Annotated in this window: 17 protein-coding genes; 11 read left to right on the top strand and 6 right to left on the bottom strand. The window is 69.4% G+C overall.

Going from position 1 to position 21,750, the window contains the following annotated elements; genetic code table 11:
* Nucleotides 1–77 precede the first annotated feature (77 nt).
* Nucleotides 78–206 (bottom strand): hypothetical protein, encoded by a 129-nt coding sequence (locus ACXJY8_RS15995; RefSeq protein WP_055945825.1) that lies wholly within the window; start codon nt 204–206, stop codon nt 78–80.
* A gap of 195 nt (nt 207–401) precedes the next feature.
* Here ACXJY8_RS15995 and ppk2 point away from each other — a divergent pair, with 195 nt between their 5' ends.
* Nucleotides 402–1,319, top strand: coding sequence for a polyphosphate kinase 2 (gene ppk2 / locus ACXJY8_RS15990; RefSeq protein WP_463770550.1), 918 nt, complete (start codon nt 402–404; stop codon nt 1,317–1,319).
* Nucleotides 1,320–1,414: 95 nt separating this feature from the next.
* Entirely contained in the window at nt 1,415–2,224 is an 810-nt protein-coding gene (locus ACXJY8_RS15985; RefSeq protein ID WP_463770548.1) for an enoyl-CoA hydratase/isomerase family protein, read from the top strand.
* 3 nt (nt 2,225–2,227) lie between these two features.
* Here the strand turns inward: ACXJY8_RS15985 and minC are convergent, their stop codons facing one another.
* Nucleotides 2,228–2,893 carry a septum site-determining protein MinC gene (gene minC / locus ACXJY8_RS15980; protein ID WP_463780696.1) on the bottom strand — a complete coding sequence of 222 codons (666 nt, stop codon included), beginning with the start codon at nt 2,891–2,893 and terminating at the stop codon, nt 2,228–2,230.
* A gap of 415 nt (nt 2,894–3,308) precedes the next feature.
* Here minC and ACXJY8_RS15975 point away from each other — a divergent pair, with 415 nt between their 5' ends.
* The 5 genes from ACXJY8_RS15975 to ACXJY8_RS15955 all read left to right on the top strand — a co-directional run bounded on the left by ACXJY8_RS15975 (nt 3,309) and on the right by ACXJY8_RS15955 (nt 8,464).
* Nucleotides 3,309–3,647 (top strand): iron transporter, encoded by a 339-nt coding sequence (locus tag ACXJY8_RS15975; RefSeq protein ID WP_463770546.1) that lies wholly within the window; start codon nt 3,309–3,311, stop codon nt 3,645–3,647.
* The gene (locus tag ACXJY8_RS15970) at nt 3,644–5,182 is read left to right on the top strand and encodes a PepSY-associated TM helix domain-containing protein (protein ID WP_463770544.1); all 1,539 of its coding nucleotides are present in this window, start codon (nt 3,644–3,646) and stop codon (nt 5,180–5,182) included. Before ACXJY8_RS15975 ends, ACXJY8_RS15970 begins: the two co-directional genes overlap by 4 nt.
* Nucleotides 5,179–5,517 carry a DUF3325 domain-containing protein gene (locus ACXJY8_RS15965; protein WP_463770542.1) on the top strand — a complete coding sequence of 113 codons (339 nt, stop codon included), beginning with the start codon at nt 5,179–5,181 and terminating at the stop codon, nt 5,515–5,517. The genes ACXJY8_RS15970 and ACXJY8_RS15965 overlap by 4 nt, the downstream gene beginning before the upstream one ends.
* Before the next feature lie 52 nt (nt 5,518–5,569).
* Entirely contained in the window at nt 5,570–6,862 is a 1,293-nt protein-coding gene (locus ACXJY8_RS15960) for an ArgE/DapE family deacylase (protein ID WP_463770540.1), read from the top strand.
* A 96-nt stretch (nt 6,863–6,958) separates the two neighbouring features.
* Nucleotides 6,959–8,464 (top strand): hypothetical protein, encoded by a 1,506-nt coding sequence (locus tag ACXJY8_RS15955; RefSeq protein ID WP_463770538.1) that lies wholly within the window; start codon nt 6,959–6,961, stop codon nt 8,462–8,464.
* Nucleotides 8,465–8,469: 5 nt separating this feature from the next.
* Here the strand turns inward: ACXJY8_RS15955 and ACXJY8_RS15950 are convergent, their stop codons facing one another.
* From ACXJY8_RS15950 to ACXJY8_RS15940, 3 genes are all read right to left on the bottom strand, one after another.
* On the bottom strand, nt 8,470–9,795 hold the full coding sequence (locus ACXJY8_RS15950) for a dicarboxylate/amino acid:cation symporter (protein ID WP_463770536.1): 1,326 nt from the start codon (nt 9,793–9,795) through the stop codon (nt 8,470–8,472).
* A 144-nt stretch (nt 9,796–9,939) separates the two neighbouring features.
* Nucleotides 9,940–11,355, bottom strand: a complete 1,416-nt coding sequence (gene aspA / locus ACXJY8_RS15945; protein WP_463770534.1) for an aspartate ammonia-lyase — start codon at nt 11,353–11,355, stop codon at nt 9,940–9,942.
* Nucleotides 11,356–11,597: 242 nt separating this feature from the next.
* Nucleotides 11,598–12,497 carry a LysR family transcriptional regulator gene (locus tag ACXJY8_RS15940; RefSeq protein WP_463770532.1) on the bottom strand — a complete coding sequence of 300 codons (900 nt, stop codon included), beginning with the start codon at nt 12,495–12,497 and terminating at the stop codon, nt 11,598–11,600.
* Nucleotides 12,498–12,674: 177 nt separating this feature from the next.
* On the opposite strand from ACXJY8_RS15940, the gene ACXJY8_RS15935 reads away from it, so the two are divergent.
* The 3 genes from ACXJY8_RS15935 to ACXJY8_RS15925 all read left to right on the top strand — a co-directional run bounded on the left by ACXJY8_RS15935 (nt 12,675) and on the right by ACXJY8_RS15925 (nt 19,384).
* Nucleotides 12,675–14,003: an MFS transporter gene (locus ACXJY8_RS15935; RefSeq protein WP_463770530.1), complete on the top strand. Its 1,329-nt coding sequence runs from the start codon at nt 12,675–12,677 to the stop codon at nt 14,001–14,003.
* 157 nt (nt 14,004–14,160) lie between these two features.
* The gene (typA, locus tag ACXJY8_RS15930) at nt 14,161–15,981 is read left to right on the top strand and encodes a translational GTPase TypA (RefSeq protein ID WP_108037701.1); all 1,821 of its coding nucleotides are present in this window, start codon (nt 14,161–14,163) and stop codon (nt 15,979–15,981) included.
* 529 nt (nt 15,982–16,510) lie between these two features.
* Nucleotides 16,511–19,384 carry an Eco57I restriction-modification methylase domain-containing protein gene (locus ACXJY8_RS15925; RefSeq protein WP_463770528.1) on the top strand — a complete coding sequence of 958 codons (2,874 nt, stop codon included), beginning with the start codon at nt 16,511–16,513 and terminating at the stop codon, nt 19,382–19,384.
* Nucleotides 19,385–19,417: 33 nt separating this feature from the next.
* Here the strand turns inward: ACXJY8_RS15925 and ACXJY8_RS15920 are convergent, their stop codons facing one another.
* On the bottom strand, nt 19,418–21,073 hold the full coding sequence (locus tag ACXJY8_RS15920) for an acyl-CoA synthetase (protein WP_463770526.1): 1,656 nt from the start codon (nt 21,071–21,073) through the stop codon (nt 19,418–19,420).
* Between ACXJY8_RS15920 and ACXJY8_RS15915 the strand changes: the two genes are divergently transcribed.
* Nucleotides 20,972–21,637 (top strand): FUSC family protein, encoded by a 666-nt coding sequence (locus ACXJY8_RS15915; protein ID WP_463780692.1) that lies wholly within the window; start codon nt 20,972–20,974, stop codon nt 21,635–21,637. The genes ACXJY8_RS15920 and ACXJY8_RS15915 overlap by 102 nt on opposite strands.
* Nucleotides 21,638–21,750: the final 113 nt, after the last annotated feature.

Raw genomic sequence — 21,750 nt, 5'->3', positions numbered from 1 at the left:
GCGGAGTTCCGGGCGGCCCGCGCCGCCCGGCTCGCAGAGACCGGTTCCGTATGGGGCCGTTCCCTGCGCCGGACTTTCTACTTGCGCAGGATCTTCGTCACGAGGCGGCCGAGCGGCGTGCCGGAATCGTAGTTGCGGTCGTCGCGGACCACGGGACGGTCCTCGTTGCCGAGGAGCTTGGTGACGATGCGTCCGATCAGGCTCATGGGTGGACCCTCTTGCTGTATGGGGCGCCGGGCAGGCCGGACTCGCGGCCCGCGAAATGGCGCAGCTTGTCTCTCAACCCGCGGGACGCGGTCCCCGTTCCCTCCAGCGGTCGGTCGCCCCGCCGCGCCGTATCAAGCCTGTCATGAAGCCGTGATCTAACCTTGGCTGTTAAGGCGGCAGGGATGGACTTTCACATGGACGGCGGGCAACGGGCAGCGGAGGTCGAGGCGATCCGCCGGGAGGTCGCCGACGACATCGACGAGGAACTCGAACTCGAGATGGAGGACGAGCGCCTGGAGCGCCTCGCCGGCGAACTCGGCCGTCCTTCCCGTCCGCCCGGCCTCGACCGCAAGGTCTATTTCCGCGAGCTGTTCCGCCTCCAGCACGAGTTGGTGCGCCTGCAGGACTGGGTCCAGGCCCACAAGCTGCGCGTCGTCGTGATCTTCGAAGGGCGCGACTCCGCTGGCAAGGGCGGCGTGATCAAGCGCATCACCCAGCGGCTCAACCCGCGCGTCTGCCGCGTCGCGGCGCTGCCCGCCCCGAGCGAGCGCGAGCGCACGCAATGGTATTTCCAGCGCTACGTCGCCCATCTGCCGGCCGCCGGCGAGATCGTGCTGTTCGACCGCTCCTGGTACAACCGCGCCGGCGTCGAGCGCGTGATGGGCTTCTGCTCGGCCGACGAGGTGGAGGAGTTCTTCCGCTCCGTTCCCGAATTCGAGCGCATGCTGACACGCTCTGGGATCATCGTGCTGAAATACTGGTTCTCGATCACCGACGAGGAGCAGGCCTTCCGCTTCCACATGCGCATCCACGATCCCCTGAAGCAGTGGAAGCTCTCGCCGATGGACGTGCAGTCCCGCCGCCGCTGGGAGGACTACACCAAGGCCAAGGAGGACATGCTCGCCCGGACCCATATCCCGGAGGCACCGTGGTGGGTGGTCGAGGCCGTCGACAAGAAGCGCGCCCGGCTCAACTGCATCAGCCACTTCCTCGCGCAGATCCCCTACGGCGACGTCGAGCATCCGCCCGTGCACCTGCCGGACCGGGAGCGCCACGACGACTACACCCGCCACCCCGTGCCGCCCGAGATGTTCGTGCCCGCGGTGTTCTGAGACGGAGGGAGGCGAGCCGGCCGCTTGCCCCGGCCGGCTTCGATGGGCGAGAGGGTAGCGCAGGCTTTCCGCGCCTGCGCGCCCAGGGACCCGGCATGACCGATACCAACCAGACCCATACCGAGGACCTTCTCTTCGCGGTCGAGGGCAGCATCGCCCGCCTCACCCTCAACCGGCCGCAGGCACGCAACGCGCTCACCTTCGGCATGTACCAGGGGCTAATCGACGCCTGCGCGCGCATCGAGGCGGACGGGGACATCAAGGCCCTCGTCATCACGGGGGCGGGCGACAAGGCCTTCGCGGCCGGCACCGACATCGCCCAGTTCCGGAGCTTTTCGAGCGCCCAGGACGCGATCGCCTACGAGCGCTTCATGGATCGGGTGATGGGTGCGCTGGAGCGCCTGCCCGTGCCGACCATCGCGGCGATCGCCGGCGCCTGCACCGGGGGCGGGGCGGCCATCGCGGCGGCCTGCGACCTGCGGCTCGCCACCCGGGACGCCCGGCTCGGTTTCCCCATCGCCCGGACCTTGGGCAACTGCCTCTCCCTCGGCAACCTGCGCCGGCTCTCCGCCCTGATCGGCCCGGCGCGGGTGAAGGACATGATCTTCACCGCCCGCCTCGTCGGGGCCGAGGAGGCCCTGGCCATCGGACTCGTCGGCGAGGTCCTGCCCGATGCCGAGACCCTGGCGACCCGCGCCGCGGAACTCGCGGCCCTGGTCGCCAGTCACGCGCCGCTCACCCTGCGGGCGACCAAGGAGGGTCTGCGCCGCCTCCAGGACGCGGACGAGGCGGGGGCCGAACGTCCCGGCGACGACCTCATCCGCCTCTGCTACACCAGCGCGGATTTTCGCGAGGGCATGGAGGCTTTCCTCGCCAAGCGCGCTCCGGCCTGGACCGGCCGGTAGCGCCTAGTCCAGCGCCGCCACCTTGATGGCGTCGCCCTCGAGCCGGACCTGGGCCGGCAGCCCGCGTTGGACCGGGCCGAGGTCGTCGGCGGTGCGGTAGAGGCCGTCGATGGCGATGAGTTCGGGTTCGAACCGGCGGCAGGTGATGCGCGCCTCCGGATTGCCCGCCGCCCCCGCGATCGCCCGGCCGCGCAGGGCGCCGTAGACGTGGAGCGAGCCGCCCGCGATCACCTCGGCGCCGGAGGCCACCGAGCCCATCACGGTGATGTCGCCCTCGAGATGCAGGATGGTCTGGCCGGAGCGCACCGGCGCATCGAGGATCAGCGAGCGGAACGGGGCCGGCGCCGAGGGCACCACGGGTGCGTCGGGCTCGGCGTCCGGCGTCGCCTGCGGGGCCGGGACGGCGTCGACCGGGCGCCCGCCCGCCGGGGGCGGCGGCAGGCCGGGGCCGAGCTGGCCCGGATCGGCGCCCTCGATGCCCATCACGGCGACGTCGCGGGCGGCGAGGTCCGCCACCAGGGCGGTCAGGGCCTCCCGTTCGAGTCCCAGCCCGGCCACGTCGAGGATGACTGGCCGGCCGACGAAGAAGGCCGGCGAGCGCCGGGCCAGGGCGTCGAGTTCGTCGAGCCAGTCCGAGACGGGCAGCACCGGGGCGAGCACCAGGGCCATGAACGAGCGGCCGCGGAAGCGGATCGGGGGACGGGAGGAGCTTGCGGTCACGATCGGGTGTCTTGTTCTCGTGCGGTGTTCGCGGGAAGCGGGCGCTGGCCGTCACCTTATCCTAACCCGCGTTCGGGATGCACAGGGCGCGACCTGCGGCCCGTCAACACGATTTCCGACGGCGAGGCGGTGTCCGCACCCCGACGAGGTCGCAGGGTGAAGCGCAGCGTCGAAAAGTCGAATTGGAATGATTCCACAACATAGCGTTTGCGAGCCCAAGACCAGGATCGCTATAGCGAGGCGATCCCCGTGAGATCGCGGGGCGGCCGAGAGATCTTCCCGGCCGTGACTGCCAGATCTGCCTGCCGTTGCGGGGTTCGGCTCCGCGCTCGTCTCGCCCACGCTCGTCCCGAAGGTGTTGCCCGTGACGGATGTTTCCAGTTTCCCCGACAGGAGCCGCCTGCGACAAGGCTGGCGCTACCGCGCGGCGGTGGCCGCGCGCGTGGGGCTGGCGGCCTTCGGCGGCTACGCGCTCGCGGGGCTGGCGACCGCCTTCCTGTCCCTGACCCTGCCGATGGTGCGCTCGGAGGCGGTGGCCACCGCGACCCTGATCAGCTTCGCCATCCTGGCCGGAGCCGTGATCTGGGTCTTCGCCGCCCGCACGCTGCTGCGCGCCGCACTCGGCCTCGGGTTTCCGATCGCACTGGTGGGCCTCGGCCTCTGGCTCGCCCTCGACGGCGTCGCGATGGGGCCGCCCGCATGAGGCAGGGATTCCGTCAGTCCATGGCCTGGCTCCACACCTGGGCCGGGCTCGTCACCGGCTGGGTGATGTTCGCCGTGTTCGTCACCGGCACCGCCACCTACTACCGCACTGACATCTCGCTCTGGATGCGCCCGGAGCTGCACGCCGGCCCCACCGATCCGGTCCCGGCCGCCGAACGCGGCATCGCCTACCTGAAGGCCCACGCCCCGAAGGCCATGGCCTGGTACGTCTCGGTGCCGCAGCCGGACCGGCCGGTCATCGGGGCCTATTGGATGGACAGCCTGGAGGCGCCCCTCGGCCAGGCCATGCTCGACGTCGAGACGGGCGCGCCGACCAGAGCGCGCGACACCCACGGCGGCGACTTCTTCTACCACTTCCATTACGAGCTCCAGATGATGCCGGTACTCGGCCGCTGGATCGTCGGGGCCGCCGCGCTGATCCTCCTCATCGCCCTGATCTCCGGCATCGTCACCCACCGGCGCATCTTCGCCGACTTCTTCACCTTCCGGCGGGACAAGTCGGCCCAGCGCGGCTGGCTCGACGCGCACAACGTCACCGGCGTGCTCGCCCTGCCGTTCCACCTGATGATCACCTATACGGGGATCGTCACGCTCGGCGTGATGTACATGCCCTGGGGCGTCACGGCGGCCTACAAGGGCGACGAGCTGCGCTTCTACGTCGAGGCCGCCCAGACCACGACCTGGCGTCCGGCCGCCGGGCGCCCTGCCGAGGCCGTCCCGCTGGCGCCGCTCCTGGCCCGGGCCCAGGGCGAGGTCTCCGAGCCCCTCGAGATGGTCATCGTGAACAACCCGGGCGACGCCAACGCCACGGTGGTCGCGGTGTTCGAGGAGCCCCACGGGCTGGCCCACCAGCATCCCCAGATCGCCTTCGACGCCGCCTCCGGCGCCGTCGTCGAGCGGGTGACGACGATGAAGCCGGCCGCGCGGGTCTTCACCAGCTTCATGGGCCTGCACGAGGCGCATTTCGCAAGCTCCGCGCTGCGGGCTCTGTTCTTCCTCTGCGGCCTGCTCGGCGCGGCCACCATCGCCACGGGCCTCGTCCTGTGGACCGTCGCCCGGACGCCGAAGGCGGGCGAGGTGCCGGGCTTCGGCCTGCGTCTCGTGCGCGGCCTGAACATCGGCACGATCCTCGGCCTGCCCATCGGCATGGCGGCGTTCCTCCTCGGCAACCGCCTGCTGCCGGTCGACCTCGCCCATCGGGCGACCTGGGAGGGCGCCGCGTTCTTCGGGGCCTGGGCGCTCGCCGCCCTGGTGCCCCTGGTGCGGCCGCACCGTCGGGCCTGGACCGAGATGGGCCTCGCCGCCGGCCTCCTCTTCGCCGCCGTGCCGGTGGTGAGCGCGCTGACCACGGATCGCGGCCTCGATTTCCTGGCCTTCGACGCCGCCATGCTGGGGCTCGGCCTCGTCCTGGCCCTCGGGGCCCGCCAGGTCTCCCGCTTCGAGGAGCGTCGCAGGTCCGCGAAGCCGGTGCGCCCCGTCCAGGGCCGGTCGCCCGAAGGTCTCGTCGAAGCATGACGCCGCTCTCCATCGCCCTCAACCTCGCCCTGAGCTTCGCCGGGCTCGCCGCCCTCTGCCTCGCGATGGATCGGCATCACCGGGCCATCGTGGGGCGCGGCCAGAGCCGGACCCGTGCCCGGGCCCTGCGCCTCTCCGGTTGGGCCGCCATCGCGGCCTCCTTCGCGGCCGCCATCGTGACCTCGGACTGGAACTTCGGTCCGGTGCAGTGGATCGGCTCGCTGACCGGCGCCGCCCTCGTCGTCGTCGGGCTGGTCTCCTACCGGCCGGCCTGGATCCGCCCGGCGGCCCTGCTCGCCCTGCCGCTGGCACTCGTGGCGGCCCTGCTCGCCTGAACGCGCCGGCATCGCTATCCTGGCAGCCGCCGCAGCCTGAGCCGGAGCGCCGATGCCCCTCGATCCCGCCCTTGCCGCCCGCATCGCCGAGGCCGTCGCGGCGGGTTTCCCCGAGCAGGTCGCTCACACGCAGGCCCTGGTGCGGTTCGGCTCGACGCGGGGCGCCGAGCACGCGATCCAGGATTTCGTCTTCCGGTCCTTCCGGGCGCGGGGCTACGCCCTCGACCGCTTCACCATGGACGGGGCGGCCCTCGCCGCCCATCCCGGCGGGGCCGCGCTGTCCGAGACGCATTCGCAGGCGCCCCTCGTCGTCGGCATCCACCGGCCCCGGGCCGAGACCGGGCGCTCGCTGATCCTCCAGGCCCATGTCGACGTGGTGCCGCCCGGCCCCGCCGACCTCTGGACCCATCCGCCCTTCGAGCCCGTCATCGACGGCGACTGGATGTACGGACGGGGCGCCGCCGACATGAAGGCGGGCCACGCCGCCAACCTGTTCGCCCTCGACGCACTGGCCAGGGTCGGCCTGCAGCCGGCCGCCACCGTCACCCTGCAATCGGTGGTCGAGGAGGAATCCACCGGCAACGGCGCCCTGATGACCCACCTGCGCGGCTACCGTGCCGATGCCGTGCTGATCCCCGAGCCGGAGGACGAGAAGCTCGTGCGCGCCAATGTCGGCGTGCTGTGGTTCACCGTCGAGGTCCGCGGCCGCCCGGTCCATGTCCGCGAGATGGGGGCCGGCGCCAACGCCATCGACGCCACCTACCGGGTGATCGGCGCCCTGCGGGCCCTCGAGGCGCGCTGGAACGCCGAGAAGGCGGCCCATCCCCATTTCGCTGACCAGCCCGACGCCATCAACCTCAATGTCGGCCGGATCGAGGGCGGCGACTGGGCCTCCTCGGTGCCGGCCTGGTGCCGGATCGACTGCCGCATCGCCCTCTATCCGGGCGTCTCGGCCGGGGAGGCCGCCCGCGCGGTGGAGCAGGCGATCGCCGATTTCGCCCGGGACGATGCCTTCCTGTCGAACACGCCGCCCCGCGTCGCCTTCAACGGCTTCTTCTCCGAGGGCTATGCCCTGGCGGAGGGATCGGACGCCGAGGCGGTTCTCGGCCGCGCCCACCGGACCGCGACGGGTGCGGAACTGCAGAGCTTCATGTCGCCGAGCTATCTCGATACCCGGGTCTACGCACTCTACGACCGGGTGCCGGCGCTCTGCTACGGGCCGATCAGCCAGAACATCCACGGCTTCGACGAGCGCGTCAGCCTCGCCTCCGTGCAGCGGATCACCACCGCGATGGCGCTCTTCATCGCCGAATGGTGCGGGACGGAGGGCCGGGACGCCGCCTGACCCGGCGGCCATCCGCGACATTGTGAGAACCGGCGGTGTGGATGGCGTCCCGGTGGAGCCTTGCCGAACCGCTGGGCTCCGCTAACCCTCTCCCCCGTGACACATCCGCGTAACGCCTCCCCCGCCGCGCCGCCCGGCGTCCTTCGCCGTCCGGCTCCCCTGGCCGCGTGCCTGCCGCTCCTTCTGGGGTTCGCGGCCGGCGGGGCGGGCGCGCAGACCACCGATACGAGTTGCTACGTCACCGGTGGCGGCACCCTGGAGATCTGCCGCGGAAGCGAGGCCGAGGGCGTGTTCTTCGCGCCCCGGGCCTGTGAATCCGCCAGCAGTGTGCAGATCCTCCGCACGACGCCCGGCACCGGGCCGCTCCAGGCGGTCTACCAGGCCGAGACCCCGGCCGCGGCCGGAAAGTCCCGACGCGGTGCGGCGGCCGAGGCCTGCGCGGCGCGCCGGGCCACCGATCCCCTCGACGGCGGCTCGGTCCGCTCCGGCGCGATGCCGGAGCAGCTCGCCACCACGATGCCGCCGACCCAGGGACGCCTGTGGGAGATGGCCCGCGAGGTCGCCCGCAGCCAGGAGGGGCGCCGGGAGCGCGGCCGGCGCGGCCGTCGCCGGGCCGAGGCCGCGGCGCCCCCGACGCCCGATCCGGCGGGCGAGGGCATCGCGGCCCGTCACCCGATGACGGTCGCGGGGCGGGCCTGGGGCGGGGACGCCTACAGCTACGTGTTCTTCCTCGCGGCGGTGCCGACGGAGGCCGGCAACCGGCACGCGCTGCTCCAGGCCCGCACGCTGGACTTCGCGAGCTTCGACATCCGCGGACGCACCGAGGCGGGAACGGTCTGGACGCCGTTCGGCGGCGACCGCCCGGAGGAGCGCTCCCGCCGTGGCCGGTCGCGGACGCCCGAAGCGCCGAGCCCCAGCGCCGTCCTCGACGAGACCGGGGCGGCGATCATCGGCAACTGCGCCGGGCAGGGCTTCGACCGCACCGATCTGGTCGGCGCGATCAGCGTGGTCGATCAGGTCTACCACTACTACTACACCGACGTGCTGCCCTCCGATTGCAACGAGCCGGCCGCGACCCGACGCATGGGGCTCTACCTGCGCACGAGCCGGGACCTCACCGCCGACCGTGTCTGGTCGCCGGCCCGCACCATCGCCGAACCGCTGCCGGCCCAGAGCCTCGTGCGGGTGGCCAAGGCCCGGGACATGGACCGCTGGGTGGCGGCGTATCGCTGCAACCGGCCCGCCAACACCATGGACGGTCCCGTCGCCGACATCTGCGTGCAGTACACCGCCGATCTCGCCCCGGGCTCCCTCGCGACCCTGACGTGGTTCTCGGAGCCGCAGGCGATCATGCGCTCCACCGCCTATCTCGGCCTGCGCTCGGGCGGCGACGGATCGGGCCGTTTCGGGCGCAGCCAGCATTTCTGGATGACCGACCGCTACGGCAACCTCGCGACCCCGACCAACTACCGCGCCAAGGCCGGGTTCCTGACATGGCTCGACCGGCTCGCACCCGGACCGGGCGGCGCGAACGCATCCAGCGTGTTCGGCCGTCCGGTCTATTGGGCCACCTGGTCGGTGCGGCCGGTGGCGGCGAAGTAAGCGCCTCAGGCCCGGGCCGGGGCCAGGGCGGACGCCGCGTCGGTCTCTGCCTCCGCGGGCAGATCCGTCTCCGCGCCCATCTCGCCCTGCCACTGGGCGACGGCGGCGGTGGCGAGGCCGTTGCCGAGGACGTTGGTGACGGTGCGGCCCATGTCGAGGATCTGGTCGACGCCCATGATGAGCAGGATGCCGGCCGCCGGCAGCCCGAACATCGGCACGGTCGCGGCCACCACCACGAGGGAGGCACGCGGCACGCCGGCGATGCCCTTGCTCGTTACCATCATGACGAGGAGCATCGTGAACTGCTCGGCGACGCCGAGATGGATGCCGAAGGCCTGCGCGATGAAGAGCGCCGCCATCGCCTGGTACATCATCGAGCCGTCGAGGTTGAACGAGTAGCCGAGCGGCAGCACGAAGCCGGTGACGCGGGGGCGCACGCCGAACTTCTCCAGCACCTCGACGGTGCGGGGGAAGGCGGCTTCGCTGCTGGCGGTGGAGAAGGCGAGGATCATCGGGGCGCGCAGCAGATCCAGCAGCCGCACCACCCGGTTGCCGAGGGCGAGCCAGCCGGCGCCGATCAGGATCACCCAGAGCACGGCGAGGCCGAGGTAGAATGCGCCGATGAACTTGCCGTAGTCGATGAGGACGCCGAGGCCCTGGACCGTGATCACCGCCGCGATCGCGGCGAAGACCGCCAGCGGAGCGAGCCGCATCACCGCGTCGGTGACCGCGAACATCACCCGGGCGAGGCCGTCGATCATGTGCACCATCGGGTCGGCATAGCGCCGGTCGATGACGCTGAGGCCGGAGCCGAAGAAGATCGAGAACACCAGGATCTGCAGCACCTCGTTGGTGGCCATGGCCGAGACGATGCTGGTCGGGAACACGTGGGTGAGGAAGTCGCGCAGGTTGAGGGAGGCGGCCTTCAGCCCGGTCTGGGCGCCGGCCTCCGGCAGCGGCAGGGCGAGGCCGGCCCCCGGCTGGAACAGGTTGGCGACGAGGAAGCCGAGGGTCAGCGACACCACGGAGGCGGTGAGGAACCAGCCCATGGCGAGGGCCGCGACCCGTCCGACGGAGCGCGTGTCGCCGAAGCTCGCGATGCCCGACACGATGGTGGCGAAGACCAGCGGCGCGATGATCATCTTGATCAGGCGCAGGAAGATGTCCGTGCAGAGGGTGAAGTACCCGGCGATCTCCTTGGCTTCCGCCGGCCCCGCCGCCATCCCGTGCAGGATCGCGCCGACCAGAATGCCGAGGACGAGTCCGATGCCGGTGTAGAGAGTCAGGCGGCCGGGTTTCCTGCCGTCCGCCTTGATGTCGCTTTTGGTCATGGTGTTTCCTCCCGATGGATGCTGTTGGCGCCGTGTCGGCGCTCTGGATCGCGGGTCATGGCGTGACCCGGTCAGGTGCAGCGTTTCCCTCCCCCTCTGCGGGGGGAGGGGGGATGCGCACGAAGGGTCAGCAGAGTTGAGCCCTCAGGCCACCGAGAACGCCTGCGGCCGGGTCAGGCGGTCCGGCTGGAGCACGGCGTCGAGCTGCGCCTTGGCCATCAGGCCCTTCTCGAGCACGAGCTCGTAGACGCCGCGCCCGGTGGCATCGGCCTCCAGGGCCACGGCGGTGGCGTTGCGGTAGCCGATGTAGGGGTTGAGGGCCGTGACGATGCCGATCGACTGCTCCACGCCGGCGCGCAGGCGCTCGCGGTTGGCGGTGATGCCCTGGACGCAGTGGACGTCGAGGGTGATGCAGGCCGCACGCAGGTGGGTGAGGCTGTTGAACAGGCTGTAGGCGATCACCGGCTCGAAGGCGTTGAGCTGGAGCTGGCCGGCCTCGGCCGCGAAGGTGATGGTCACGTCGTTGCCGATGACCTCGAAGGCGACCTGGTTGACCACCTCGGGGATCACCGGATTGACCTTGCCGGGCATGATCGAGGAGCCGGCCTGGCGCGCCGGCAGGTTGATCTCGTTGAAGCCGGCGCGCGGGCCGCTGGAGAGGAGGCGCAGGTCGTTGCAGGTCTTCGACAGCTTGACGGCCACCCGCTTGAGTACGCCCGAGAGCTGCACGAAGGCCCCGCAATCCTGAGTCGCCTCGACGAGATCCTCGGCCGTCTGCAGGGGGATGCCGGTGATCTCCGAGAGGCGCGCGCAGACGAGGGCGGCGTAGAGCGGATGCGCGGTGATGCCGGTGCCGATCGCGGTGGCCCCCATGTTGATCTCGCGGATCAGCAGGGCGGCCTCCCCGAGCCGGGCCTCGTCCTCGCGCAGCATCAGCGCGTAGGTGCCGAATTCCTGGCCCAGCGTCATCGGCACCGCGTCCTGCAACTGGGTTCGGCCCATCTTGAGGACATCGGAAAACTCGGTCGCCTTGACCGAGAAGCTGGCGCGCAGGCCGGCCATGGCCTCGATCAGTCGCCGGATGGCGCCGGTGGCTGCGATCTTCAGGGCGGTCGGGTACACGTCGTTGGTGCTCTGCCCCATGTTGACGTGCTCGTTCGGGTGCAGGTGCTCGTAGGCGCCGCGCGAATGCCCGAGGATCTCCAGTGCCCGATTGGCGATGACCTCGTTGGCGTTCATGTTCGTGGAGGTGCCGGCGCCGCCCTGGATCAGGTCGACCACGAACTGGTCGTGCAGGGCGCCGGCGCGGATCTCCTCGCAGGCCGCCACGATGGCCTCGGTGCGGGGCGCGTCGAGGAGGCCGAGTTCGCGGTTGGCGAGCGCCGCCGCCTGCTTGATCGCCGCGAGCGCGTTGATGAGGTCGGGGCAGTCGGCCAGGGTCCGGCCCGTGATCGCGAAGTTCTCGACCGCCCGCAGGGTGTGGACGCCGTAATAGGCCGCCCTCGGCACCTCCCTGTCGCCCATTAGGTCGTGCTCGGTGCGGGTCGGATGGTCGGTCACAGGTCTCTCCTCGTATTCCGGAGCGAGCGGCGTGCGGATGCGATCCGGCACGGCGTGCGGGGCGAGCAGCGGCCACGCGGACACGTCGGCGCAGCCGCGGGAGCGGCCTCGCCTCGGGTCTTCGTGGAGGGTCGGGATGGGGCGCGCCCGCGGTTCGCGGCGGGGCGGCTGCGGCTCAGATCGCCGCGGAGAGGGGATTAGCTTCGCGCGTCGCGCGCCGCCAATGCTCGTTTCGACCGTGTTTATTCCTGCAATGCATAATTTGGTTCATCGAGGGCGGCGGCGGCCCAGACGGCGTCGAGGAACGGTCGGGCACGCTCGGCGCTCCGGTAGAGCCGAATCTCCATCAGCATCTCGGCGCTGACGACCTTGAGGGCACCCGAGTCGATCTCGCCCGCCACCAGGCTGACGGGGAGCCAGGCGACGCCGTGGCCGGCCAGCGCCATGGAGCGCAGGGCCTCGGCCATGGAATTCTCGTTGGTGTGGATCGGGTAGGTGACCGGCGCGCCCTCCCGGGACTGGGCGATGGCGGCGAGGAGGCCGAGGAAGGACCCGCGGGAATATTGCAGCAGCGGCCGCCGTCCCTCGCGGTCGGGCGGGAGGCCGTTCGGGGCGGCTACCGCCACCAGGCTGTCGCGCCCGATGACCCGGTGAGGGTAGCGCTCCGGATCGAGGGGCATCGGGATGCCCGGGTGATGATAGGTGAGCAGCAGGTCGTAGCCGCCTTCCACCAGGGCCTGGACGCAGATGTTGAAGTTGTCGGGCAGGACCCGGCTCGCCATCGGCCCCACCGCCTCGCGGATGCCGTTCAGCCAGCGGGGCAGGACGGAGAGGCAGAGGGAATGGAGTGCCGCGATCGTCACCACCGGCAGGCTGGAGCGTTCGCTGCGATTGCGGAAATCGGTGCGGCTGAGGGTGAGGAGGCGCAGCACCTCTTCGGCGGTCTCGAGGAACTGGCGTCCGTCCGCCGTGAGGGTGATCGGGTAGGTGCTGCGGTCGAGGAGCACCGTGCCGAGCCAGACCTCCAGGGAGCGGATGCGCCGGCTGAAGGCCGATTGGGTGACGAACCGCGCCTCGGCCGAGCGCGAGAAGCTGCGGGTCTCGGCGAGGCTGATGAAGTCCTCGATCCACTTGAGTTCCATCGTCGTCCTTCGGCCCCGCCCCCGCTCGCTCCGGGGGCCGGCCGCGAACTCTCGCATCCGTGCGCGCGACGCGGCAAGGTGGGGCCTGCCGGGGGCCGTTTCCCGCACGGTCCGGCCCTTGCTGGGCGTCCTGGCCGGGCGTCCTGGTATCCTCCCCCGAACCCGAGAGAGCAGCGCATGCGCACGACCCCGATGCCGGACCCCGCGCTGCGCCAGCCCGCCCGGGCCGCCATCGCCGCCTTCGTCGGCACCACCATCGAGTGGTACGACTTCTTCATCTACGGCACGGCCGCAGCCCTGGTGTTCGGGCCCCTCTTCTTCGCGGAGGCGACGCCCTTCGTGGCGACGCTGGCGGCCTTCGGTACCTTCGCGGTGGGCTTCCTCGCCCGGCCCCTCGGCGGGCTGGTCTTCGGCCATATCGGCGACAGGCTCGGGCGCAAGCGGGCCCTCGTCGTCACCCTGGTGATGATGGGGCTGGCCACCACCGGCATCGGCCTGCTGCCCACCTATGCCAGCATCGGGATCTGGGCGCCGGTGGCGCTGGTGTGCCTGCGCATCCTCCAGGGCATCGCCGTGGGCGGCGAGTGGGGCGGGGCGGTGCTGCTCGCGGCCGAGCATGCGCCGAAGGGGCGCTCGACCTTCTTCGCCTCCTTCGCCCAGCTCGGCAGCCCGGCCGGGCAGATCCTGTCGCTGCTGGCCTTCCGGCTCGCCGGGTTGATGGACAAGGAGAGCTTCCTCGCCTGGGGCTGGCGCCTGCCCTTCCTCGTCAGCATCGTCCTGCTCTTCGTGGGCCTGTTCATCCGCCTCGGCGTCGGCGAATCACCGGACTTCCAGGAGGATCGAGAGGCCGCGAGCCGGACGGCCGCCCCGGCCCAGGCCCCGATTCGCGAGGTTCTGGCCACCAGCCTGACGCCGCTGGCCCTGGCGGCGGGGGCCAACACCTTCGCGATCGGCTCGGTCTACCTCTTCAACACCTTCATGATCACCTACACGACCCAGTATCTCGGCCTCCCCCGGGCGACGATCCTCGACGCGCTGCTGGTGGCGGCCTGCGTCCAATTGGTGATGACGCCGGTGGGCGCGCGGATCGCCGAGGCCATCCGCAACGAGCGCCTCTTCCTCCAGGGCACCCTGGTCTGGGCGATGCTGGCGCCCTACCCCCTGTTCCTCCTGGTCGATCTCGGCTCGGTACCGGCCCTGATGCTCGGGCTGGCCCTCAACGTCGTCGGCAGCGCCACCTTCTACGCGGTGATCGCCGGCTACGTGGCCGGCGCCTTTCCGACCCGGGTGCGCTACACCGCGATCTCGGTGGCCTATCAGGTCTGCGGCGCGGTGGCGGGTGGGCTCACCCCGATCGTCGGCACCATCCTGGCCGAGCGCTTCCAGGGCCATTGGTGGCCGATCGCCGTGTTCGGCACCACCCTCGCGGCGATCTCGTTCGTCTGCGTCACCGCGCTCGGGCGCTACCGGGCGCGCACCCCGCTCCTCGAGGCCGCCCGCGCCTGACGGGGGAGGGGTATGTCCGGTCCGGCGACGGTCGCCCCTTGCCCCGGAGGCCCACACCTTATATTGCGACGCGATAGCTCGATCCCGTGACCCGGCGCAGCCGGCCGCATTCCTGCGGCCCGTCGCGTGACGGGCTCTTCTCGCTTCCGGATACCCTATGAAGCTTCGCAACATCGCCATCATCGCCCACGTCGACCACGGCAAGACGACGCTCGTCGACAAGCTGCTGTCGCAGTCCGGATCGTTCCGCGAGAACCAGCGCGTCGAGGAACGCGCCATGGACTCGAACGACCTCGAGAAGGAGCGCGGCATCACCATCCTGGCCAAGGCGACCTCGGTCGTCTGGAAGGACACCCGCGTCAACGTCGTGGACACCCCCGGCCACGCCGATTTCGGCGGCGAGGTGGAGCGCATCCTCTCGATGGTGGATGGCGTGATCGTGCTCGTCGACGCCGCCGAAGGCCCGATGCCCCAGACCAAGTTCGTGGTCGGCAAGGCGCTCAAGATCGGCCTGAAGCCGATCGTGGCGATCAACAAGGTCGACCGCCCGGACGCGCGCATCACCGAGGTGGTGAACGAGGTGTTCGACCTCTTCGCGGCGCTGGACGCCACCGACGAGCAGCTCGACTTCCCGATCCTCTACGGCTCGGGCCGCGCCGGCTGGATGGCGACCTCGCCGGACGGCGACCAGAGCGAAGGCCTCGCGCCCCTCTTCGACCTCGTGCTGGAGCACGTGCCCCAGGCCAAGGTCGAGGAAGGTCCGTTCCGGATGCTCGGCACCCTGCTGGAGGCCAACCCGTTCCTCGGCCGCATCATCACCGGCCGCATCGCGTCCGGCACCGTGAAGCCGAACCAGGCCATCAAGGTCATGGACCGCACGGGCAAGCTCGTGGAGACCGGCCGCGTCTCGAAGATCCTGGCCTTCCGCGGCCTGGAGCGCGCCCCCATCGACGTCGGTGAGGCCGGCGACATCGTCTCCATCGCGGGCCTCGTGAAGGGCACCGTGGCCGATACCTTCTGCGATCCGCAGGTCGAGACCCCGATCCAGGCCCAGCCGATCGATCCGCCCACCGTCACCATGTCGTTCATCGTCAACGATTCGCCGCTGGCCGGCACCGAGGGCGACAAGGTCACGAGCCGTATGATCCGCGACCGCCTGTTCAAGGAGGCCGAGGGCAACGTCACGCTCAAGATCGAGGAGGCGGCCGACAAGGATTCGTTCTTCGTCTCGGGCCGCGGCGAACTCCAGCTCGCCATCCTGATCGAGACCATGCGCCGCGAGGGCTTCGAGATCGCCGTCTCGCGTCCCCGCGTGGTGCTCTCCAAGGACGAGAACGACAACGTCCTCGAGCCGGTCGAGGAGGTCGTGGTCGACGTCGACGAGGAGTACTCGGGCGTCGTCGTGCAGAAGATGTCCGAGCGCAAGGCCGAGATGATCGAGATGAAGCCGTCGGGCGGCTCCCGCCTGCGCCTCGTCTTCCATGCGCCCACCCGCGGCCTCATCGGCTACCAGGGCGAGCTCATGACCGACACCCGCGGCACCGCGATCATGAACCGCCTGTTCAAGGCCTACGAGCCCTACAAGGGCGAGATGCCCGGCCGCCGCAACGGCGTGCTGATCTCGAACGACAAGGGCGAGGCCGTGGCCTACGCCATGTGGAACCTCGAGGATCGCGGCCCGATGATGATCGAGCCCGGCGCCAAGGTTTACCAGGGCATGATCATCGGCGAGCACAACCGCGAGAACGATCTCGAGGTGAACGTGCTCAAGGGCAAGAAGCTCACCAACATCCGCACCACCTCGAAGGACGAGGCCGTGCGCCTGACGCCGCCGATCCGCATGACCCTGGAGCGCTCGCTCGCCTGGATCCAGGACGACGAGCTGATGGAGGTCACCCCGAAGTCCATCCGCCTGCGCAAGACCTATCTCGACCCGAACGAGCGCAAGCGCTTCGAGCGCTCGGGCGGGGTGGCGTAAGCGCACCCGTCCGCGACACCCACAGGACGACGAAAGGCCGGGCGAAAGCCCGGCCTTTTTTCGTTTGGCCATCTGACTACCAGTGCCTCCGGCAGCATCGGACAGGGTTCAAAAATAATACCTAGAATAAATTTTCATCCAACGTTAGGTTGGATCATGTTCAGCGTGTCCGCCACCGATCGCCTCGACCTCGCGAGCTTCGCAGGTGCGCCCCCGCTCCGGATGAGGTTGCACCCCGGTCGGGGGCGGGCCCCAGCCCCTTCGAATTCTCCCGGTCGGTTCGGACGCACGCCGGTGAGGCCTGCGCCTTCTGGAGAGGAAGCGCAGATGGCGGCTGGGCCCGCCTGCCTTTGCCCTGTTGCGTATCCGGCGATCGGCTGAGGCCGGAACGCTCGATCGAGACTGATGCGGACGCGCTGGAGTGTGTCGAATGGACCTAGAGCGAGGACGCGATTTCGATCGATTTCTGGAAGTCCTGGATCGGTTGTGCCAGCGCTTCGCGAAATACCGGTCTGAGTATCGCAAGGGCTTGGACGAATACTCGTTGCGAAACGAGTACTTGGATCCATTTTTCGCGGCGTTGGGCTGGGACGTCAGGAATACGAAGGACGATCCGCCCTTCATGCGAGACGTGCGGGTCGAGTACCGGGCCTATGACGGCGTCGTCAACGGCAAGGCGGATTACGTTTTTCGGATCGGTGGGTTCGATCGGTTCGTCTGCGAGGCGAAAAAGTTTCCCGAGAAGCTGGAGAATCATCGGTTCCAGCTGCAGAACTACGCCTACAACTTGCGTCTCTGGATCGGCCTGACGACGAATTTCGACGAGCTGAACCTGTTCGTCGTCGGGGGGAAGCCGAGTCGGGAGAAACCGTTCAGCGTCGTGCCGGGCTGGCGGCTCTGCTATCAGGATTATCTGGCTGCGGCGCCCAAGATCTGGGACCTGCTATCCCGGCAAGCCGTCGCGGCCGGGTCTTTGGAAGCCTTCATCCAGGACCTGCCCAAGGTCATCTCCCGTACGGACCGGCAACTCTGGCTGATTAAGCCGGACCGTAACCGGGCCGTCGATACCGATTTCCTGCAGTACCTCGAAGGCGAGCGTGCGCGCCTCGCCAAGTCCCTGATTCGGCATAATCCAGCCCTGCACTGGGACGTGGAGTCGATCAACGAGGCCGTCCAGGTGATCCTCGATCGGCTCATCTTCCAGAGGGTCTGCGAGGACCGCGACATCGATACATTCCAGACGCTCCGGCAGGCGTTGACGCTCTGGGAACGGCACGGACGCCGGAAGGGCGAACTCTGGAGCGTGATCGTCGGCAATCAGGCGAACATGCGGGCGGCCTTCAACGGTGGGCTCTACGGACGGTCTGGAACACCGTCTCACTTCGTCGAGTCCTGCGTGGTCGACGACCGGTGGCTCGCCGATTTCATCGATCATCTGGCCGGGGACGAGTCGCCCTATCTCTTCAGTACTCTGCCGATCGAAATCCTTGGGTCGGTCTACGAGCGCTTTCTCGGCTCGATCATCGACGAACAGGGGAACGTGACACCGAAGCCCGAAATCCGGAAGCAGGGCGGCGTCTTCTACACGCCCGAACACATCGTCGCCCACATCGTCGACGGCGCCCTGGCGCCGCTTCTGGAAGGCAGGACGCCGGATCAGATGCGCCGGATCCGGGTCCTCGATCCGGCCTGCGGGTCCGGAACCTTCCTGATCCGTGCGCTGGAGAAGCTCTTCCAGGCGCATATCCACTACTACCATCTCAACGTGGATAAGCGGGATTGGAAATCCGTCTACATCGACGCGCACGGCGACCTGAAGTTAACCAGTGAACTCAAGAAGCGCATCGCTAAGGATTGCATCTTCGGCGTCGATATCGATCGCCAAGCGGTCGAGGTCTCGGAGATGTCGATCTATCTCAAGATCCTCGAGGGCGAGACCCAATCCACCTTGGGGCGACAGAAGGTGCTGTTCCCGAACGAGACTTTTCTGCCGGACCTCTCCGGCAACATCCACGTCGGAAACAGCCTCGTCGGACAGGATGCCTACGCGCTTCTACCGGCCGACCTGCGAATTGCCGAGGCGAGGCCGTTCTCCTGGGACCTGGCGTTTCCCGAGGTCTGCGCACGTGGCTGGTTCGACGCCGTCATCGGCAACCCGCCTTACGATGTGATCGAGAAGGAACGCGGTGCGGCCTCCTGGCCCCACGACGTCTTCCGCGCCTACCTCGATCGGACGGACCGCCTGGACGCCGCAAAGGGCGGCAAACTGAACCTGTTCCGGTTCTTCCTGATCCAGAGCCTGCAACTCGTGCGGCACAACGGCTATCTGGGCATGATCGTGCCCATGGCGCTCCTGGCCGACTTCAGCTGCAGGAAGACGCGCCTCTCGGTCCTCGATCAGGTCGACGGGCTGAACGCCTGGGCCTTCCCGCAAAAGGACATCCGCCAGCATCGCGTCTTCTACGATGCCAAGCTGTCGACGGTGGTCGTCGGGGGCCGCAAGCGCTCACCCTCCCGGCGCAGGCACAATCCGCGCATCGGCCTCCACGTCTATCCCCGGGCCTCCTTCGACGATCCCTCCCGGGACGTCACGATGCAGCGGAGCGAACTGGCGGCCATCGATCCTCAGGGCCTGCCGATCCCGATCACCGATCAAGCCTCGTGGGAGCTGGCCAAGAAGCTGCATCGATCGAATTCGGTCGCGCGCCTCGACGGGATCGAAGGGATCCGGATCGCCCGCGGCGAGATCAATCAGACGATCTACCGCGCCTACATCACGGATGACCCGCGGCACAGCCGGCTTCTGAAAGGTGTCGAGGTCTCCGCCTACGCGATCCATCGTACCTTGAGCCAGGGACGGGTCGAATGGTTCGACCGTGTGCGGTACGAGCGGATCCGCAACACACCGGATGCCGTCGGTGTCCGGCGCATCGCGACCCAGAGGATCACCGGCGTCGACGAGAAGCAGCGGATCGTCGCCACCCTGTCGGAGCCCGGTTGGTACTTCGCCGATTCGACCAACTCGGTGGTCGTCGATCCGACCTGTGATCTGTCGCCGGAATACATCCTCGCCTGCCTGAACAGTCGCCTGCTGCAATGGCGATTCCAGCTCACCAGCTCCAACAACAATGTCGGGACAAACGAACTCGCCGCTCTGCCGATCAGGCTGCTCGACCTCGCTGATGACGGCGAGGGACACACACACGCCGCGATCGTCGCGCAGGTCGGTCGCCTGGTGCAGATCGGCGTGCAGATCCATGCCAGCCCGAGCGAGAGGGTCCGAACGGACGCGATTCAGCGCTTCGCCCAGATTCGGGCTGGCCTCGACCGGACGATCGAGGCGATCTACCAGCTGACCGCGGCCGAATCGGCCCTGATCAACCGGCGCTTCGGGGGCGATTGAGGGCTCGCGGCGGGCGCCCGCCTTCGATCCTGCTCACCCCTCCTTCGCCCGCTCCCGCAGCAGGTACTTCTGCACCTTGCCGGTCGAGGTCTTGGGCAGTTCGCCGAACACGATGTGGCGCGGGAGCTTGTAGCCGGCCAGGCGCTCGCGGCACCAGGCGATCAGGGCATCGGCTTCGACGGTGGCGTCGGGTTTCAGTTCGACGAAGGCCATCGGGGTCTCGCCCCATTTCGCGTCGGGGCGCGCGACGACCGCCGCGGCGGAGACGGCGGGGTGGCGGAACAGGGCGTCCTCGACCTCGATCGAGGAGATGTTCTCGCCGCCCGAGATGATGATGTCCTTCGAGCGGTCTTTGAGCTGGATGTAGCCGTCCGGGTGCTTGACCCCAAGGTCGCCGGAGCGGAACCAGCCGCCCGCGAAGGCCGCCTGCGTCGCCTTCGGGTTCTTCAGGTAGCCGCGCATCACCACGTTGCCGCGGAACATCGCCTCGCCCATGGTCTCGCCGTCGGCGGGCACGGATTCGCAGGTCTGGGGATCGCGGATGTCGAAGCCCTCCAGAACCGGGTAGCGTACGCCCTGGCGCGCCATCTTTTCCGCGCGCGCATCCGCGTCGAGGGCGTCCCAGTCCCGGTGCCAGGCATTCACCACGGCCGGGCCGTAGGTCTCGGTGAGGCCGTAGAGGTGGGTGACGTCGAAGCCGGCGGCTCCCATGGCGCCGAGGACCGCCTGGGGCGGGGGCGCGGCGGCCGTCAGGAACGCGGCCCGGCGGGGCAGGGGGCGGCGCTCGGCCTCCGATGCGTTGAGGAGGAGCTGCATCACGATCGGCGCCCCGCAGAGATGGGTGACGCCGTGCTCGGCCAGCGCCTGGTAGAGCGCGCCGGCGCGGACCTGGCGCAGGCAGACATGGGTGCCGGCGACCACCGACAGGGTCCAGGGGAAGCACCAGCCGTTGCAGTGGAACATCGGCAGGGTCCAGAGATAGACCGGGTGCTGCCCGAGGTTGCCCGTGATGACGTTGCCGAGGCAGAGCAGGGCGGCGCCGCGATGGTGGTAGACCACCCCCTTCGGGTCACCGGTGGTGCCCGAGGTGTAGTTGAGCGAGATCGCGTCCCACTCGTCGGCGGGCATCGCCCAGTCCCAGGCCGGGTCGCCTTCCGCCAGGAGCGCCTCGTAGCCGAGGCTGCCGACCGCCGTGCCGGGACCGGTGAATTCCGGGTCGTCCACGTCGATCACCAGGGGCTTCACCCGCGCCTGCGCCAGCGCCGGAGCCACGACCTTGGAAAACTCCCGGTCGGTGATCAGCACCTTGGCCTCGCCGTGGTCGAGGCAGAAGGCGAGGCCGGCGGGGTCCAGGCGGGTGTTCAGGGTGTTCAGGACGGCGCCGGTCATCGGCACCCCGTAATGGACCTCGATCATCTCGGGCGTGTTGGCCAGGATGACCGCGACGGTGTCGCCGCGCCCGATGCCCCGCGCCGCCAGCGCCGCGCCGAGGCGGCGGCACCGCGCGTAGAGTTCGGCGTAGCTGCGCCGCAGGGAGCCGTGAATGACGGCGCCATGATCGGGGAACACCCGCGCCGCACGGTCGAGATAGCTCAAGGGGGTCAGCGGCTGGTAATTTGCCGGATTCTTGTCGAGGTCCCGGTCGTAGATCGATGGTGCGGCCCTGCCGGCCGTCGTCGCGGTGGTCATCGGCGTATCTCCCTGGCCGGAAGAGTACTCCGCCGGGGCGATCCGACAAATCGTTCCGGGTGCACATCGACGGCGGAGCGTCGCCAGATCGAAATCAGGGGGCGGCGGCGCCACCCCTCGAAGGCCCTGTACCGAGTCTGCGGTGCGGCGGTCGGCGTCAGGCCGGAGTTCAACCTCGTGGACGCGACGAAGCTGCAGAGGTTTGCCGTCGCGCTCTGGGTCGCGGCGTGTCTGTACGTCTCGCCCCTCGACTGGGCGCCGCAGACCTGCCCGACGATTCCCGCCGGCTGCACGGCGGCGCTGACCGGGTACCCGGCCGTGGGCGAGACGGAGGCGATCTTCGACACTTCCGTCGCCCATGCCGGGGAGATCACGCTGGGCATCCTCTGCGCCAGCCGTCTGTCGTCGATGGTCCTGCTGCAACCCGTGGCTCGGGCCATCACCGGCGGTGGAGGCATGCCGCTCGGTGCGCGCGACGGCCCTCGGCACCGATCCAGTTTGGACCGATCTGGTGCAGGAATCGTCCGCGCCGTCTCGGCGGCGACGCCGGAGGCCGAAACCTAGCGCGAGCAGCGCAGCGGAGGCTCTCGATGCTTCAATGGGCCTGATTGCCGGGAACCGAGTCCGGACTGTTTTCAGCTTCACGTTCGGTCAGGTTCGACGAAAGTGCGGATATC

This window comes from Methylobacterium sp. TK31 (genome assembly GCF_055361545.1).
This window is presented reverse-complemented; position numbering and strand designations above follow the sequence as displayed.

Coding starts and splice junctions, on each gene's coding strand:
- ACXJY8_RS15995 (WP_055945825.1), bottom strand. CDS start 206: ATGAGCCTGATCGGACGCATCGTCACCAAGCTCCTCGGCAACGAGGAC.
- ppk2 (WP_463770550.1), top strand. CDS start 402: ATGGACGGCGGGCAACGGGCAGCGGAGGTCGAGGCGATCCGCCGGGAG.
- ACXJY8_RS15985 (WP_463770548.1), top strand. CDS start 1,415: ATGACCGATACCAACCAGACCCATACCGAGGACCTTCTCTTCGCGGTC.
- minC (WP_463780696.1), bottom strand. CDS start 2,893: ATGGCCCTGGTGCTCGCCCCGGTGCTGCCCGTCTCGGACTGGCTCGAC.
- ACXJY8_RS15970 (WP_463770544.1), top strand. CDS start 3,644: ATGAGGCAGGGATTCCGTCAGTCCATGGCCTGGCTCCACACCTGGGCC.
- ACXJY8_RS15965 (WP_463770542.1), top strand. CDS start 5,179: ATGACGCCGCTCTCCATCGCCCTCAACCTCGCCCTGAGCTTCGCCGGG.
- ACXJY8_RS15960 (WP_463770540.1), top strand. CDS start 5,570: ATGCCCCTCGATCCCGCCCTTGCCGCCCGCATCGCCGAGGCCGTCGCG.
- ACXJY8_RS15950 (WP_463770536.1), bottom strand. CDS start 9,795: ATGACCAAAAGCGACATCAAGGCGGACGGCAGGAAACCCGGCCGCCTG.
- ACXJY8_RS15940 (WP_463770532.1), bottom strand. CDS start 12,497: ATGGAACTCAAGTGGATCGAGGACTTCATCAGCCTCGCCGAGACCCGC.
- ACXJY8_RS15935 (WP_463770530.1), top strand. CDS start 12,675: ATGCGCACGACCCCGATGCCGGACCCCGCGCTGCGCCAGCCCGCCCGG.
- typA (WP_108037701.1), top strand. CDS start 14,161: ATGAAGCTTCGCAACATCGCCATCATCGCCCACGTCGACCACGGCAAG.
- ACXJY8_RS15920 (WP_463770526.1), bottom strand. CDS start 21,073: ATGACCACCGCGACGACGGCCGGCAGGGCCGCACCATCGATCTACGAC.